General features: G+C 74.7%; 5 protein-coding genes. All 5 read left to right on the top strand.

Translation table 11 applies throughout. The annotated features are described in order from the left end of the window. Positions 1-73 precede the first annotated feature (73 nt). The 5 genes from ACYP53_RS09840 (at position 74) to ACYP53_RS09860 (ending at position 16,208) form a co-directional block, all read left to right on the top strand. Complete coding sequence (locus tag ACYP53_RS09840; protein WP_459647182.1) at positions 74-6,394, top strand: amino acid adenylation domain-containing protein; 6,321 nt, start codon at positions 74-76, stop codon at positions 6,392-6,394. Continuing rightward, positions 6,391-12,834: an amino acid adenylation domain-containing protein gene (locus tag ACYP53_RS09845; RefSeq protein ID WP_459647183.1), complete on the top strand. Its 6,444-nt coding sequence runs from the start codon at positions 6,391-6,393 to the stop codon at positions 12,832-12,834. The genes ACYP53_RS09840 and ACYP53_RS09845 overlap by 4 nt, the downstream gene beginning before the upstream one ends. A gap of 148 nt (positions 12,835-12,982) precedes the next feature. After that, positions 12,983-14,041, top strand: coding sequence for a guanitoxin biosynthesis L-enduracididine beta-hydroxylase GntD (gene gntD / locus ACYP53_RS09850; RefSeq protein ID WP_459647184.1), 1,059 nt, complete (start codon positions 12,983-12,985; stop codon positions 14,039-14,041). A 134-nt stretch (positions 14,042-14,175) separates the two neighbouring features. Next, positions 14,176-14,976 (top strand): SDR family NAD(P)-dependent oxidoreductase, encoded by an 801-nt coding sequence (locus tag ACYP53_RS09855; protein WP_189913061.1) that lies wholly within the window; start codon positions 14,176-14,178, stop codon positions 14,974-14,976. 2 nt (positions 14,977-14,978) lie between these two features. Then, entirely contained in the window at positions 14,979-16,208 is a 1,230-nt protein-coding gene (locus ACYP53_RS09860; RefSeq protein WP_459647185.1) for a cytochrome P450, read from the top strand. The last annotated feature ends 52 nt before the right edge of the window (positions 16,209-16,260 follow it).

Below are 16,260 nucleotides of genomic sequence, written 5' to 3' on the forward strand. Positions count from 1 at the left end.
TAAGTGCGGTCACCGGCCAGCGGCCAGGGGGCCGCCCGCGCCGCCGGCCGACCGCCGCGGAGAGGAGCCAGGTGTGAACCGGGCAAGCGATCGAGAAGGATCCGGTCCGCACTCGCCGATCCGCGAAGCCGGGGACCGTACGCCGCTGACCGCCGCGAGCCGGGCGCTCTGGCTCGCCCAGCAGTTCGCGCCGGACTCGCCGAGGTTCAACCTGGTGCGCCGCTTCGAGATCCGCGGCCCGCTCGACCCTGAGCTGTGGCACCGGGCGATCCGGCAGGCGCACGCCGAGTCCCAGGTCTTCGAGGTGCGCCTCGGCGAGGACGCGGACGGCCCGTACCAGGAGTACCTGGGCCGCTCCAACGCCGGCTGGGACGTCGTCGACCTCTCCGACCGGGCCGACCCCGAGCTGGCCGCCCACCGGTGGATCGCCGAGCGGATGAGCACCACCTACGACCTGCGGCGCGGGCCGGTGGGCGAGGACGTGCTGCTCAAGCTCGGTGCGGGCCACTGGTTCTGGTACAGCAGCTACCACCACGTGCTGACCGACATCCAGGGCCTGGCCATCCTCACCGAGCGGATCAACGGGCTCTACAAGGCGATGGCCGCCGGCACCGAGCCGGGCGGCCGCCCGCTGCCGTCCTCCCTGGTGCTGCCCCTGGAGGAGGCCGCCTACCTGGATTCGGAGCAGTACGAGGCGGACCGCGGGTACTGGCTGGAGCGGCTGACCGACCGGCCCGAGCCGGTCACCGTGGCCCCCCGGGCCGCCGACTGGGTGGGCGACGTGCTGCGCGCCCAGACCCTGCTGCACTCGACCTACGCGACGGCGCTGCGCAAGCTCGGCCGGCGCCGGCGCACCGACTGGACGGCGGTGGTCGCGGCCGGGGTCGCCGCCTACCTCAGCGGCCTGAGCGGCCATCAGGACCTGGTCCTCGGGCTGACCGCCACCGTGCGGCGCACCGACGCGGCCCGCGCCACCCCGGGCATGCTCGCCAACGAGCTGCCGCTGCGCGTCCAGCTGCACCCGGGGATGACGGTCGGCGAGCTGATCGACCACACCTCCGCGCGGCTCGGCGAACTGCTCACCCACCAGCGCTTCCCGCACGAGCACATCCGCCGCGAGCTCGGCATGCGCGACGCGGGCGACCGGCTGTTCCACACCGCGCTCAACCTGGTGCCCACCGGCGACCGCACCGAGCTGGCCGGCTTCCCGGCCACCGTGACCGGCCTCAACGCGGGCCAGGTCCCGGACCTGGTCCTCACCCTGTTCCCGGACCCGGCCGGCGGGCAGCACGTCCGCCTGGAGGGCAACGAGGCCCGCTACGACCAGGCGGACCTGGACGCCCACACCGTCCGGCTGCTGGCCTTCCTGCACCGCCTGGCCGAGGCCGACCCGGACACCCCGCTGGCCCGGCTGCAGCTCGCCACGGAGGTCGAACAGGCCCGGGTGCTGGACGAGTTCAACGACACCGAGTGGCCGACCGAACGCGCCACCCTGCCGGAGCTGTTCGAGCGGCAGGCCGCCCGCACCCCCGACGCCGACGCGGTGGAGTCCGAGGGGCGGACCTTCAGCTACCGCCTGCTCGACGCCCGGGTGAACCACCTGGCGCGGATGCTGGTCGAGCGCGGGGTGCGCCGCGGCGGCTTCGTCGCCGTCGCCCTGCCGCGCGGCCTGGACAACCTGGTGGCGCTGCTCGCGGTGATGAAGGCCGGCGCCGTCTACTTCCCGGTGGACCCGGGCTACCCGGCGGACCGGGTGGACGGGATGCTCGCCGACGCGCGGCCGGACCTGATGCTCACCCGCCGCGCCGACGGGCTGCCGGCCCGCGACGGCCTGGCCGTGGTGCACCTCGACGACGCCGAGGTGGCGGCCGCGCTGGACGCCGCCGACCCGGCCCTCCCAGCGCCCCCGACCGCGCCGACCGCGGCCGACATCGCGTACATGATCTACACCTCGGGCTCCACCGGCCGTCCCAAGGGCGTGCTGGTGCCGCACACCGGCCTGGCCGACTTCGCCGAGTCCCAGCCCGGCGTGCTGGCGCTGCGCGAGGGCGAGCGGGTGCTGATGATCAGCTCGCCCAGCTTCGACCCGTCGATGTGGGAGCTGTCGGTCTGGCTGATGAGCGGCGGCTGCGCGGTGATCGCCCCGCCGAAGCTGATGCCCGGCCCGCAGCTGGCCGAGTTCATCGCCGAGCACCGGGTCAGCTGCGTGGGCACCGTGCCGTCCGTGCTGGCCGCCTTCCCGCCCGGCTCGCTGCCGGACGACCTGATCATCGCGGTCGGCGCCGAGGCGCTGCCCGCCGAGCTGGTCCGCCGCTGGGGCGGGGCGCACCGGCTGCACAACGTGTACGGCGCCACCGAGAGCACCGTGTTCACCACCATGACCGGGCCGCTGACCGGCCCCGGCACGCCGTCGATCGGCTCGCCGCTGCACAACGCCCGGGTCCTGGTGCTGGACACCCTGCTGCGCCCGGTGCCGCCCGGCGTCACCGGCGAGATCTACCTGGCCGGCCCCGGCGTCTCGGTCGGCTACCACCGCCGTCCCGACCTCACCGCGCAGCGCTTCGTCGCGGACCCGTGGGGCCCGCCCGGCAGCCGGATGTACCGCACCGGCGACAACGGCTCCTGGGGGCCGGACGGCAAGCTGCACTTCGTCGGCCGCAGCGACCACCAGGTGAAGATCCGCGGCTTCCGGGTCGAGCTCGGGGAGGTCGAGTCCAGACTCACCGCGCACCCCTCGGTCGCCCGGGCCGCGGTGGTGGCCCGCGCCGGGCAGGGCAGTGCGCGCCGGCTGGTCGCCTACGTGGTGGCCGCGCCCGAGGCCGAGGTCGAGCCGGCCGAGCTGCGCGCCTGGGTCGGCCGGACCCTGCCGGAGCACATGGTGCCGGCCGCGGTCGTCGTGCTGGACGCCTTCCCGCTCACCTCGAACAACAAGATCGACCGGGACGCGCTGCCCGAGCCCGACATCCGCGGCGGCGCCACCCGCCGGCCGCCGCGCACCCGCACCGAGACGGTGCTCTGCGAGCTGCTGCACGAGGTGCTCGGCGCGGACGCGATCGGCATCGACGACAGCTTCTTCGACCTGGGCGGCGACTCCATCACCGCCGTCCAGCTCGCCGCCCGGGCGGTCAACTCCGGCCTGGCGCTCACCCCGCAGGACGTCCTGACCTACCGCACCGCCGCCACCATGGCCGCGGTCGCCGACGGCGGCCGGGCCGCGGACCTCGACCGGTCGCTGCTGACCGACGCCGGCGGCCCGTCCGAGGGCCTGCCGCTGACCCCGCTGCAGCAGGGCATGCTGTTCCACTCGCTGTACGCGGACGACTCCGGCGCCGACCCGTACATCGGCCAGATGGTCTTCGACCTGACCGGCGAGGTCGCCACGGACCGGCTGCGGGCCGCCTGCGACGCCCTGGTCGCCCGGCACGACGCGCTGCGCGCCGGCTTCGACCTGGACGGGCTGGGCGAGGCCCGGCAGACCATCCCGGCCGAGCTGGCCGTTCCCTGGGCCGTGCACGACCTGCGCGGGCTCGACGCCGAGGAGCAGCGGGCGCGCACCGCCGAGCTGCTGGCCGCCGACAAGGCGACCCGCTTCGACCTGGCGCGGCCGCCGCTGCTGCGGTTCGCCGTGATCACCACCGCCGACGACCGGCACCTGCTGGTCTTCACCAGCCACCACGTGCTCTTCGACGGCTGGTCCGTCGGGATCATGCTGAAGGACCTGTTCGCGGCGTACTCCGGGACGGCCGAGCCCTCCGAGCCGGTCTCCTTCGCGGCCTACCTGCGCTGGCAGGACCTCCAGCCGCGGGAGACCGCGGCGGACGCCTGGAAGCGGGCGCTGGCCGGGATCGAGCAGCCCTGTCTGGTCGCGCCCGGGGCGGCGCTGACCACCGAGATGCCCGCGCTGATCCGCCGGTCGCTGTCCGAGAAGCTCTCCGCGGACCTCGGCGGCACCGCCCGCCGGGCCGGCCTGACCGTGAACACCGTCTTCCAGGGCGCCTGGGCGGCGCTGCTGGGGCAGCTGACCGGCCGGGACGACGTGGTCTTCGGCACCTCGGTCTCCGCCCGCCCGCCGCAGCTGGCCGGGATGCAGGACCTGGTCGGCCTGGTGATGAACACCGTCCCGGTGCGGGTGCGGCTCTCCGCCGAGCGGACGCTGACCGAGCTGCACACCGAGGTGCAGGCCGAGCAGGCCGCGCTCGGCGCGCACCACCACCTGGGCCTGGCCGACATCCAGCGGGGCCTGGGGCTGGGTGAACTCTTCGACACCACCATGGTGTTCGAGAACGCGCCGGCCGACCGCGAGGCGATCCGCCGGACCCTGCCGGGGCTGGAGATCGCGGTCGCGGAGTCCGACCGTACGGGTGTCACCCACTACCCGCTCAGCTTGATCGTCCACCCCGGCCCGCGGCTGCGGCTCGAACTCACCTACCGCGAGGACCTGTTCGCCGCCGAGCAGGCCGAGCTGCTGCTGGAGCGGCTGGAGCGGTACCTGCGGTCCTTCGTCGCCGAGCCGGAACTCCCGCTCGGACGCGTCGAGTTGGTCGACGCCGAGGAGCGCCGCGCGCTGGTCGAGGCGTGCAACGAGACCGCCGTGGCGCACCAGGAGGGCACCCTGCACGGGCTGTTCACCGCGCAGGCCCGCCGGACGCCGGACGCCGAGGCCGTGGTGTACGGCGAGCGCCGGGTCAGCTACGCCGAACTCGACGCGCTCTCCGGCGGGTTGGCGGCGACCCTGGCGGCGGAGGGGATCGGCCCCGGCGACGTGGTCGCGGTGGCGCTGCCGCGCGGCGTGGACCTGGTGGTCGCGCTGCTCGCGGTCCTGCGCACCGGCGCCGCCTACCTCCCGCTGGACCCGGAGTACCCGCCGGAGCGGGTGCGGGCGATGACCGAGGACGCCCGTCCGGCGCTCACCCTGGACGAGCGGACCTTCGCCGAGCTGTCGGCGCGGGAGACCGCGGGCCCGGCGCCGGACCGCGCGGTCGACCCGGTGCACACCTCGTACGTGATCTTCACCTCGGGCTCCACCGGCCGTCCCAAGGGCATCGTGGTCGCCCACCGCGGCATCGTGAACTACCTGCGCTGGATGCAGCGCTGCTTCCCGCTGGCGCCCGGCGACCGGGTGCTGCAGCGCACCTCGATCAGCTTCGACCCGTCGGTGTGGGAGATCTTCTGGACCCTGCACGTCGGCGCGACGATGGTGGTCGCGCTGCCGGAGGCCGACCAGCACCCCGGCTACCTGCCGGAGCTGATCCGCACCGAGCGCGTCCACACCGCGCAGTTCGTCCCGTCCACCCTGGAGCTGTTCCTGCTGGAGCCCGGCGCGGCCGGCTGCGACAGCCTGCGCCAGGTGTTCTGCGGCGGCGAGAAGATGACCGCCGGCCTGGTGGAACGTTTCCGCAAGGTCAGCGAGGCCGGCCTGCACAACCTGTACGGGCCGACCGAGGTCTCCATCTACACCACCACCTGGCAGGCCAGGTCCGAGACCGGCACCGCCGACGTCCCGGTCGGAGGCCCGGCCGACAACCTGCGGGTCTACCTGCTGGACGGCGCGCTGCGCCCCGTCCCGGCCGGCATGCCCGGCGAGATCTACATCGCCGGCACCGGCGTGACCGACGGCTACACCCGGCGCCCGCTGCTCACCGCCGAACGGTTCGTCCCCGACCCCTTCGGCCCGGCCGGCACCCGGATGTACCGCACCGGCGACCTCGGCGTGCGCCGCCCCGACGGAGCGGTGCGCTACCTCGACCGCGCCGACCACCAGGTGAAGATCCGCGGCCACCGGATCGAGCTCGGCGAGATCGACTCGGCGCTGTCCGCGGTGGACGGCATCCGGCAGGTCGCCACCGTCGTCCGCGAGGACGTCCCGGGCAGCCCGCGGATCGTCTCCTACGCGGTGCCCGAGCCCGGCGCCCTGCCCGACCTGGACACCGCCCGCAAGCAGGTCGCCGAGCAGCTGCCCGAGTACATGGTCCCGTCCGCGATCGTGTCGCTGACCGCCCTGCCGCTCACCCCCAACGGCAAGCTCGACCGGTCCGCCCTGCCCGCTCCGCAGGCCGGCCGGCGGGAGCGGCGCGAGCCGCGCACCGACCGCGAGCACCTGCTCTGCCGCCTCTTCAGCGAGGTGCTCGACGGACAGCAGGTGGGCATCGACGACAACTTCTTCGACCTGGGCGGCGACTCCATCGCCTCCACCCGGCTGGCCGGCCGGGCCCGGATCGCAGGCCTGTCCCTCACCCCACGGGACGTGTTCCGTCACCGCACCGTGGCGGCTCTGGCGGATGTCGCCACCGAGACCGAGCCCGAGGCCGCCGTCGCCCCGCCGGCGGCACCCCGGCTCGAACTCGACGCCGACGAGCTCGCCGAACTCGAAGCGCACTGGAGAAGTGGGAAATGAAGCCGACCTCGTTCGACGCGATCTGGCCGTTGACGCCGCTGCAGGAGGGCATGCTCTTCCACGCCCTGTACGACGGCGGGCAGGAGGGCGTCGACCACTACAACATGCAGCTCCCGATCGAGCTGACCGGACCGCTGGACCCGGCCGCGCTGCGGCGCGCCTGCGAACTGGTCGTGGCCCGGCACCCCGCGCTGCGGGTCGGGTTCCTGCAGCGCCGCTCCGGCGAGCCGTTCCAGGCCGTGGCCTCCCAGGTGGAGCTGCCGTGGGCCGAGGTCTCCCTCACCGGCCTCGACCCCGCCGAGCAGCAGCGGCGGCTGCGGGAGGTGCTCACCGAGGAGCGCCACCGCCGCTTCGAGATGACCCAGCCCCCGCTGCTGCGGTTCACCCTGGTCGCGCTGGCCGCCGACCGGCACGTCTTCGTGCTGACCAACCACCACATCCTGATGGACGGCTGGTCGATGCCGGTCGTCGTCGAGGACCTCTTCCGGATCCTCCACCACGGCGGTGACGCCGCCGCCCTGGACCCGGCCGTCTCCGTCGGCGACTACCTCGGCTGGCTGAGCGCCCGCAACCGCGCCGCCACTGAGGCCGCCTGGGGCAAGGCGCTGGCCGGCCTGGAGGGCCCGACCCTGCTCGGCCGCGGCGCCGAACTGGCCGGCGGCGACGTCTCCCAGCACCGGATCCGGCTGGAGCTGGACGAGGAGCGCTCCCGCGCGCTGGCCGAGGCCGCCCGCGGCCGCAACCTCACCGTCAACACCGTGATCCAGGGCGCCTGGTCGCTGCTGCTCGCGCTGATGACCGGCAGCGACGACGTGGTCTTCGGCTGCACCGTGGCCGACCGCCCGGCCGCGATCCCCGGTGTGGACCGGGTCGTCGGCCTGCTGATCAACACCGTCCCGGCCCGGGTGCGGATCGACCACACCGAGCCGTACGGCGCGCTGCTCGACCGCGTCCAGGACGAGCAGGCCGCGCTCGCCGAGCACTCCTGGCTCGGCCTCGCCGACATCCACCGGATCAGCGGCCACGACGGCCTCTTCGACACCACCGTCGCCTTCGAGAACTTCCCGCTGCCGGCCTCCGCCCGCGGCGTCGAAGTTGCCGGTCTGCGCCTGGCCCTTGCCGGCGAGGCCGTCGACGAGGTGCCCGAGGGCACCCACTACCCGCTCAGCCTGGCCGTCTTCCCCGGCCCGACCACCGTGTTCGAGCTCAACTACCGCGCCGACCTCTACCCGAAGGAGCGGGCCGAGGCGCTGCTGGAGCGCCTGAGCCTGCTGGTCGGCCACGCCGTCGAGCGCCCGGACACCCCGGTCGGCCGGCTGCCGCTGCTCACCGGGGAGGAGCGGCTGCGCGTCGACCGCGCCGCCGCCCCGGCCCCGGTCGCCACGCCGCCCGGCACCCTGGTGCGGCTCTTCGAGGAGCAGGCCGCCCGCACCCCGGACGCGCCCGCGGTCAGCTGCGGCGCCGAGAAGCTCACCTTCGCCGGGCTCAACACCGCCGCCAACCGGCTGGCCCGGCAGCTGGTCGCCCGCGGCGCCGCCCCCGAGCGGCCCGTGGTGATGGCCCTGCCGCGCACCGCCGGGGCCGTCGTCACCCTGCTGGCGATCCTCAAGTCCGGTGCGGTGTACGTGCCGGTGGACCTGGAGCAGCCCGCCGAGCGGATCGCCGCGGTCTTCTCCGAGCTGCGCCCGCACCTGGTGGTGACCACCGGCGCGGCCGCCGCCCGGCTGCCGGAGGGCACCGAGCGGGTGCTGCTGGACGAGCTGCCGCCGGAGCCGGACGGCGCCGACCCCACCGGCGCGGACCTCACCGACGCCGACCGGATCGCCCCGCTGCGCCCGGAGAACCTGGCGTACACCGTCTACACCTCCGGCTCCACCGGCCGCCCCAAGGGCGTCGCGATCGAGCACCGGTCGCTGGCCAACATGTTCCACAGCCACCGCAACCACCTGTTCCAGCCGGAGCAGGCCGCGGCCGGCCGCCCGCTGCGCGCCGCGCTCACCAACTCCCTGGTGTTCGACGCCTCGTGGAGCCAGCTGCTGTGGATGGTCGGCGGCCACGAGCTGCACATGATCGAGGAGGAGCTGCGGGCCGACCCGCGGGCCCTGCTCGACCACGTCACCCGCCACGGCATCGAGGTGCTGGACACCACCCCGAGCTTCGCCCGCCAGCTGATCGCCGAGGGCCTGCTCGACGAGGGCCGTACGGTGCGCGTCCTCGCGCTCGGCGGCGAGGCCGTCGACGAGCCGCTGTGGCAGCGGCTGCGCGCCACCGACGGCCTGTCCGCGTACAACCTGTACGGGCCGGCCGAGTGCACCGTCGACCCGATGTACGCCCGCTTCGCGGCGCACGAGCACCCGGTGATCGGCGGCCCCGCCGACAACCTGCGGGCCCACCTGCTGGACGACGCGCTGCGGCCCGTCCCGCCCGGCGTGACCGGCGAGCTGTACCTGGCCGGCGCCGGTCTCGCCCGCGGCTACCTCGGGCAGCGGGTGCTCACCGCCGAACGCTTCGTCGCCGACCCGTTCGGCGGTCCCGGCGCCCGGATGTACCGCACCGGCGACCGCGCCCAGCGGGACGACGACGGCACCCTGGTGTTCCTCGGCCGCACCGACGACCAGATCAAGATCCGCGGCTTCCGGGTCGAACCGGGCGAGATCGAGGCCGTGCTGGCCGCCGACCCGGGCGTGCGGCACGCCGTCGTGGTGGCCCGCGAGGACCACCCCGGCTCGCCGATGCTGGTCGGCTACGTGGTCGCCGCGTCCGGCGCCACCGTCGACGGCGCGGCGCTGCGCGCCCGGGCCGCCGAGGTGCTGCCCGGCTACATGGTGCCGACCGCCGTCCTGGTCCTCGACGAGCTGCCGATCACCGTCAACGGCAAGGTGGACAAGGCGGCGCTGCCCGCGGTCCGCTTCGACGGCGGCGGCGAGGGCGGCGAGCCGCGCGACGAGCAGGAGGAACTGCTCTGCGGGCTGTTCGCCGAGGTGCTGCCGGTCGAGAAGGTCGGGATCCACGACAACTTCTTCAACCTGGGCGGCGACTCGCTGCTGTCCATGCGGCTCTCCGCACTGGCCCGCCGGGCCGGGCTCGCGCTCAGCCCCCGGGACGTCTTCCTGCACCGCACGGTGGCCGCGCTGGCCGCCGCCGCCCGGGACGCCGACGCCGCGGAGGCCGCCGCCGAGCCGCTGCCCGAGGGGCCGCTGCTCGAACTGACCGCCGAGGAGCGCGCCGAGGTCGAGGCCGCCCACCCCGACGCCGTCGAGGTGTGGCCGCTGACCTCGCTCCAGCAGGGCATGAGCTTCCACGCCCTGCTCGCGCCCGACCGGGTCGACCCGTACATCACCCAGCAGGTCTTCGACCTGGACGGGGAGGTGGCGCCCGCCGTCCTGCGCGCCGCCTTCGGCACGGTGCTCGCCCGGCACGCCAACCTGCGGGCCCGCTTCGTACGGCTGCGCTCCGGCCGGGCCGTGCAGGTCGTCCCCGAGCGGGTCGAGCTGCCCTGGCGGGAGGTCGACCTCGGCGCCCTCGCCCCCGGGGAGCAGGGCCGCCGGGTCGAGGAGCTGGTGGCCGAGGAGCACGACCGGCCGTTCCCGCTGGGCTCCTCGCCGCTGCTGCGGGCGCTGCTGGTCCGGCTCGCCGACGACCGCCACGTGCTGGTCGTGACGGACCACCACATCCTGCTGGACGGCTGGTCGGTGCCGCTGTTCTACCGCGAGGTGTTCGCCGCGTACGCCGCCGGCGGCTCCGCCGAGGGGCTGCCGGAGCCGGTGCCGTTCCGCCGGGTGCTCGCCTGGCTGACCGGCCGGGACGGCGCCGCCGCCGAGCGGGCCTGGGCGGGGGCGCTGGTCGGCCTGGACGAGCCGACGCTGGTCGCCCCGAACGCCGACCTGTCGGTGCTGGCCGCGCAGGGCACCGCCCACGAGGTCCTGGACGCCGAGGCCTCGGCCCGGATCACCGCCGCCGCCCGCGCCGCCGGGATCACCGTGAACACCCTGTTCAACGGCGCCTGGGCGATCGCCCTGGAGCGGCTGACCGGCCGCGCCGACGTCGTCTTCGGCGCCTCGGTGTCCGGGCGCGCGCCCGAGCTGCCCGGCGTCGAGGACGCGATCGGCCTGGTCATGAACACCGTGCCGTTCCGGGCCGTGCTGGACCCGGCGGAGCCGCTGTCCGCGGCCCTGGTCCGGCTGCAGACCGAGCAGTCCGAGCTGATCGCCCACCACCACCTCGGGCTGCCCGAGATCCAGCGGGCCGTCGGCCTCGGCGAACTCTTCGACACCATCGTCGGCTTCGAGAACGCCGGCATCGACCACGCCGAGGTGCGGCAGCCCGTACCGGGCCTGGGCATCGGGCTGCGCGAGCCGTCCGTGCCCGGCTCCGCCCACTACCCGCTGCGGCTGCTGGTGCGCCCGGGCGAGCGCCTGGACGTCAAGCTCCACTACCGCACCGACCTGTACGGCGAGGCCGAGGCGGGCGACCTGCTGGCCTCGGTGCTGCGGGTGCTGGAGACCTTCGCCGAGGCGCCCGCCACGCCGCTCGCCGGGCTGGACCTGCTGTCCGCGGCGACCAGGGAGACCGTCCTGGAGCGGTGGGCCGCGACCGCCCCCGCCGCCCCCGCGGCCACCATCCCGGCGCTGTTCGCCGAGCGGGTCGCCGAGCACCCCGACGCGCCGGCCGTGCTGACCGGCACCGAGGAGCTCAGCTACGCCGAACTCGACGAGCGGGCCAACCGCCTGGCGCGCGTCCTGCTCGCGCACGGGGCCGGCCCGGAGCGCGTCGTCGCGGTCCTGCTGCCCCGCACGGCGGAGCTGGTCACCACCATCCTGGCGATCTGGAAGAGCGGCTCCGTCCACATGCCGGTGGACACCGACTACCCGGCCGACCGGATCGAGTTCATGCTCACCGACGCCCGGCCGGACCTCATCCTGGCCGCGCCCGACGCGGTCGGGAAGATCCCGGACGGGCTGCGCGACCGGGTGGTCACCACCGACCGGCTCACCGCCCCGGCGGACACCCCGTCCGGGGAGGTGACCGACGCCGAGCGCGGCCGCCCGCTGCTGCCCGCCTGCGGCGCGTACATCATCTTCACCTCGGGCTCCACCGGCCGCCCCAAGGGCGTCCTGGTCACCCACGCGGGCCTGGCCAGCTTCCTGGCGACCCAGCGGCGCCACCTGGACCTCGGCCCCGGCCGCAAGGTGCTGTGGTTCGCCTCGCCCAGCTTCGACGGCGCCATGGGCGAGCTCAACACCGCGCTGCTGAGCGGCTCCTGCGTGGTCGTCGGCAGCTACGAGGAGATGCTGCCCGGCCGGCCGCTGGCCGACTGGGTGGCCAGGACCGGGGTGCGGACCCTCACCATCCCGCCGTCCTCGCTGGCCGCGATGGCCGACGGCAGCCTGCCGGAGGGGATCACCCTGGTCACCGGCGGCGAGGTGCTGCCGCCCGAGCTGGTGGCCCGCTGGGCCCCCGGTCGGCGGATGCTGAACATCTACGGCCCGACCGAGACCACGATCATCGCGACCGTCGGCGGGCCGCTGGAGCCCGGCGTCGCCGTGTCGATCGGCGTCCCGGTGGTCGGCGCCCGGATCCGGGTCCTCGACCACTGCCTGCGCCCGCTGCCCGCCGGCGTGCCCGGCGAGGTGTACATCTCCGGCGCCGGCCTGGCCCGGGGCTACCTGCACCGGCCGGAGCTCACCGCGAGCCGTTACGTCGCCGACCCGTTCGGCGGGCCGGGCACCCGGATGTACCGCACCGGCGACATCGCCCGCTGGCTGCCGGACGGCCGGCTGGACTACGTGCGCCGGGCCGACGACCAGGTGAAGCTGCGCGGCTTCCGGATCGAGCCCGGCGAGATCGAGGCCGTGCTGGCCGCCGACCCGAGCGTGCGGCACGCCACCGTGCAGCTGCGCGAGTCCACCCCGGGGGCGCGGCAGCTGGTCGCGTACGTCGTCCCGGCCGGACCGGAGGGCACCGACCCCGCCGCGCTGCGCGAGCGGGTCGCCGCCCACCTGCCGGAGTACATGGTGCCGGCCGCCGTGGTCGAGATCCCCGAACTGCCCACCACACCGCACGGCAAGCTGGACCGGGCCGCGCTGCCCGCCCCCCGCTTCGCCGCCGCCGAGGGCAGCCGGGCGCCCCGCACCCCGCGCGAGGAGCTGCTGCGGCGGCTGTTCGTCGAGGTGCTCCAGGTCGACCGGATCGGCATCGACGACAGCTTCTTCGCGCTCGGCGGCGACTCGATCATGTCGATCAAGCTGGTCACCGCCGCGCGCGAGGCCGGGCTGGAGATCTCCCCGCGGGACGTCTTCACCCACAAGTCCGTCGCCGAACTGGCCGCCGTGGTCACCGAGTCGGCGCCGGACGCCGGTGAGGAGGCCGAGGAGCCGCTCATCGACCTCGACCAGGACGAACTCGACGAGTTCATCGCCAAGTTCGCCGCCGAGGACTGACCGACCCGGGCGGCGGAGCCAGCCGGGACCCTGCTCGGCCCTCCGCCCGTGACACCGCCCCGCCGCCTGCCCCCGGGCAGGCGGCACAGGACCACCCGCCCGCCCCAGCCGGCCGAAACCGGTCGGAGAACACGCAAGGGAACGCCTGATGAACCGTCACGAACCGTCCACTGCCACCGCTCCGACCCCGTACGAGGGCCGGCTCGCGGAGTACACCCTGAGCGCCGACGAGGCCGCCGAACTGGCCCAGGCCGCCCACAAGATCGCCGACGACTGCGGCAGCCCGCTCGACGAGGAGTTCTACGACCGGGCCTGGCAGTTCGACCGGATGCTGCCGGTCGGCCTGCAGTCCTTCCTGGCCGACTTCCGCCGCCGCGAGCCCGCCGCCGCCTGCCTGGTGCACGGCCTGCCGGTGGACGACACCGAGCTCGGCCCGACCCCGGCGCACTGGCGCGACGCGATAGCGCTGGAGTCCGCCCGCACCCAGGAGGCCATGCTGGCGCTGGTCGGCATCGCGCTGGGCGAGCCCTTCGGCTGGGCCACCCTCCAGGAGGGCAGCATCATCCAGAACATCCTGCCGATCCGCGGCGACGAGGACCGGCAGAGCGGCTACGGCAGCGAGGCCCTGCTGGAGTTCCACACCGAGGACGGCTTCCACCCCAACCGCTGCGACTACCTGATCCTGCTCGGCCTGCGCAACGCCGACGCGGTGCCGACCATCGTCGCCTCCGTCCGGGACGTCCGACTCGACGACCGCACCCGGGAAGTGCTCTCCCAGGACCGGTACCACATCCTCCCGGACACCGAGCACATCCGGCAGCTGGAGACCTCGGACCCGGACCACCCGGCGCTCGCCAAGCTCCGCCGGATGGCCGACGACCCCACGCCCACCAGCGCGCTCTTCGGCGACAGCCTCTCCCCGTACCTGCGCATCGACCTGCCGTTCATGCGCTGCGTCGGGGACGACCGGGAGGCCGTCGAGGCCCTGGACCGGCTGATGTCGGAGCTGACCCGGGTCCAGCAGGAGGTCGTGGTCGGCCCCGGCACCCTGCTGGTCGTCGACAACTACCAGGCCGCGCACGGCCGGCGCTCCTTCAAGGCCCGGTACGACGGCACCGACCGCTGGCTGAAGAAGATCACCGTCAGCCGCAACCTCCGCCGCAACCTGGCCGGTTACGCCCCCGACCGGCACCGGGTCATCGTCTGATCCCGGCGGGCCCTCCCCGGCCCTCCCCGGCCCGATCCAGGCCTGATCCCGGCCCGACCCCAGCACCCGCACACCCAGCCGGGACCCGGCCGCTCCGGCGGCCGGGCCCGGCGTCTTTCGAAAGGCCCTCGCCCATGCGCACAGTCATCGTCTCCGGCGCCTCCAGCGGCATCGGGAAGGCCACCGCCGAGCGGTTCGCCGCCTCCGGCGACCACGTGGTGAACCTCGACGTCACCAAGCCCGAGGCCCCGGCGGCGGGCCTGGACGGCGGCCCCGGCTCGGTGAGCTTCCTGGAGGTCGACGTCGCCGACTGGCAGGCGGTCAAGGAGGCCGTCGACGCCGTGCACGCCGCCCGCGGCGCCCTCGACGTGGTGATCGCCAACGCGGGCATCAGCATCCGCGGCGGGGTGCTCGAACTGACCGAGGCCGACGTGCGCCGCGCCATCGACGTCAACCTGGTCGGCGTGCTCGCCCTGTGGCGGCACTCGGCCCCGTACATGATCGAGCGGGGCCACGGCGTGCTGCTCGCCACCGCCTCGGTCAACGGCAGCCGCGGCTACCCGCTCTACGCGCCGTACAACGCCACCAAGGCCGGTGTCGCCTCGCTCTGCCAGACCTTCGCCATGGAGCTCAGCCCGCTGGTGCGCACCGCGTGCGTCACCCCCGGCGCGGTGCTGACCCCGATGCAGCGCGCCGAGTACACCGACGCGATGCTCGACGAGGTCAACGAGCGCATCCCGGCGCGCCGGCACGCCTCCCCGGAGGAGATCGCCGGGGTCTTCCACTTCCTCGCCTCCGACCAGGCGAGGTTCGTCACCGGCCAGGAGTTCGTGGTGGACGGCGGCGAGACGGCCGGCGCCACCACCGCGTTCTTCCCCGGCCCCCTCGCGCCGCGGCCGCGGCCCGACCAGGACGCTCCCGAAGGCGGCAAGTGACCATGGACACCCGTCCCGTCCAGGACCCCGACGAGCTGGACCGGATCGACCTCGCCGATCCCGTCCTGCACGCCACCCGCGACCTCACCGAGGTCTGGCGCCACCTGCGCGACAACGCCCCGCTGTACCGGCACCGCGACACCGAGCGCGGCGAGGGCTTCTGGGTCGTCACCCGCAGGGAGGACATGGAGACCCTCTACAAGGACAACACCTCGTTCACCTCGGCGCACGGCAACATGCTGGAGACGCTGCAGGCGGACAGCGACTCGGCGGTCGGCCAGATGCTGACCGTCACCGACGGCCCGGACCACACCGCGCTGCGCGGCATCCTCACCCGGCCGTTCACCCCGCGCGCGCTCACCGCCACCGTGGAGGCCGCCCGCAACGGCGTCCGGCAGCTGATCCTCGAAGCCACCAAGACAGAGCGGTGCGACTTCGGCCAGGACGTGGCCGCGGACATCCCGCTCGCGGCCATCTGCGACCTGCTCGGCGTGCCCCAGGAGGACCGCCCCAAGCTGATCCCGATGACCTCCGGCGCGCTCGCCGCCACCGACGGCTCACCCTCCGCCGAGGGCACCTGGGCGGCCCGCAACGACCTGCTGCTGTACATCTCCGAACTGGCCCGGCTGCGCACCCGCGAGCCGGGCGAGGACGTGGTCAGCGTGCTGGTGGAGCAGAGCGTCGGCGACCGCAGGCTCACCCGCGAGGAGGTGATCTTCAACTGCTACAGCATCATCATCGGCGGCCTGGAGACCACCCGGCTCGCCATGGTCGGCGGCGCGCACGCGCTGGCGCACCACCCCGAGCAGTGGGAGGCGCTGCGCAGCGGCGCGGTGTCCGTCGACGCCGCCGTCGAGGAGATCCTGCGCTGGACCACGCCCACCCTGCACAGCGGCCGCCGGGCCACCGCCGACATGCTGCTGCACGGCGAGTTCATCGAGGCCGGCGACATCGTGACGATGTGGAACGGCTCCGCCAACCGGGACGACCGGGTCTTCGACGCCCCGGACGAGTTCCGGCTGGACCGCCCCAACGCCGGCAAGCACCTGACCTTCGCCCACGGCCCGCACTACTGCATGGGCGCCTACCTGGCGAAGGCCGAGCTGGCCGGGATGCTGGAGGGGCTGAAGGAGCACGTCTCCGAGATCCGCCCGGCCGGGGAGCCGACCCGGGTCTACTCCAACTTCCTCAGCGGCTACGCCACCATGCCGGTCACCCTGGTACCCAACTAGCCCTTCCGGTACGGAAGAAGGCGCATGGAGGCGGCTCCGACCCGAGGTCGGA

The sequence above is a fragment of the Kitasatospora sp. Ki12 genome, assembly GCF_054601375.1.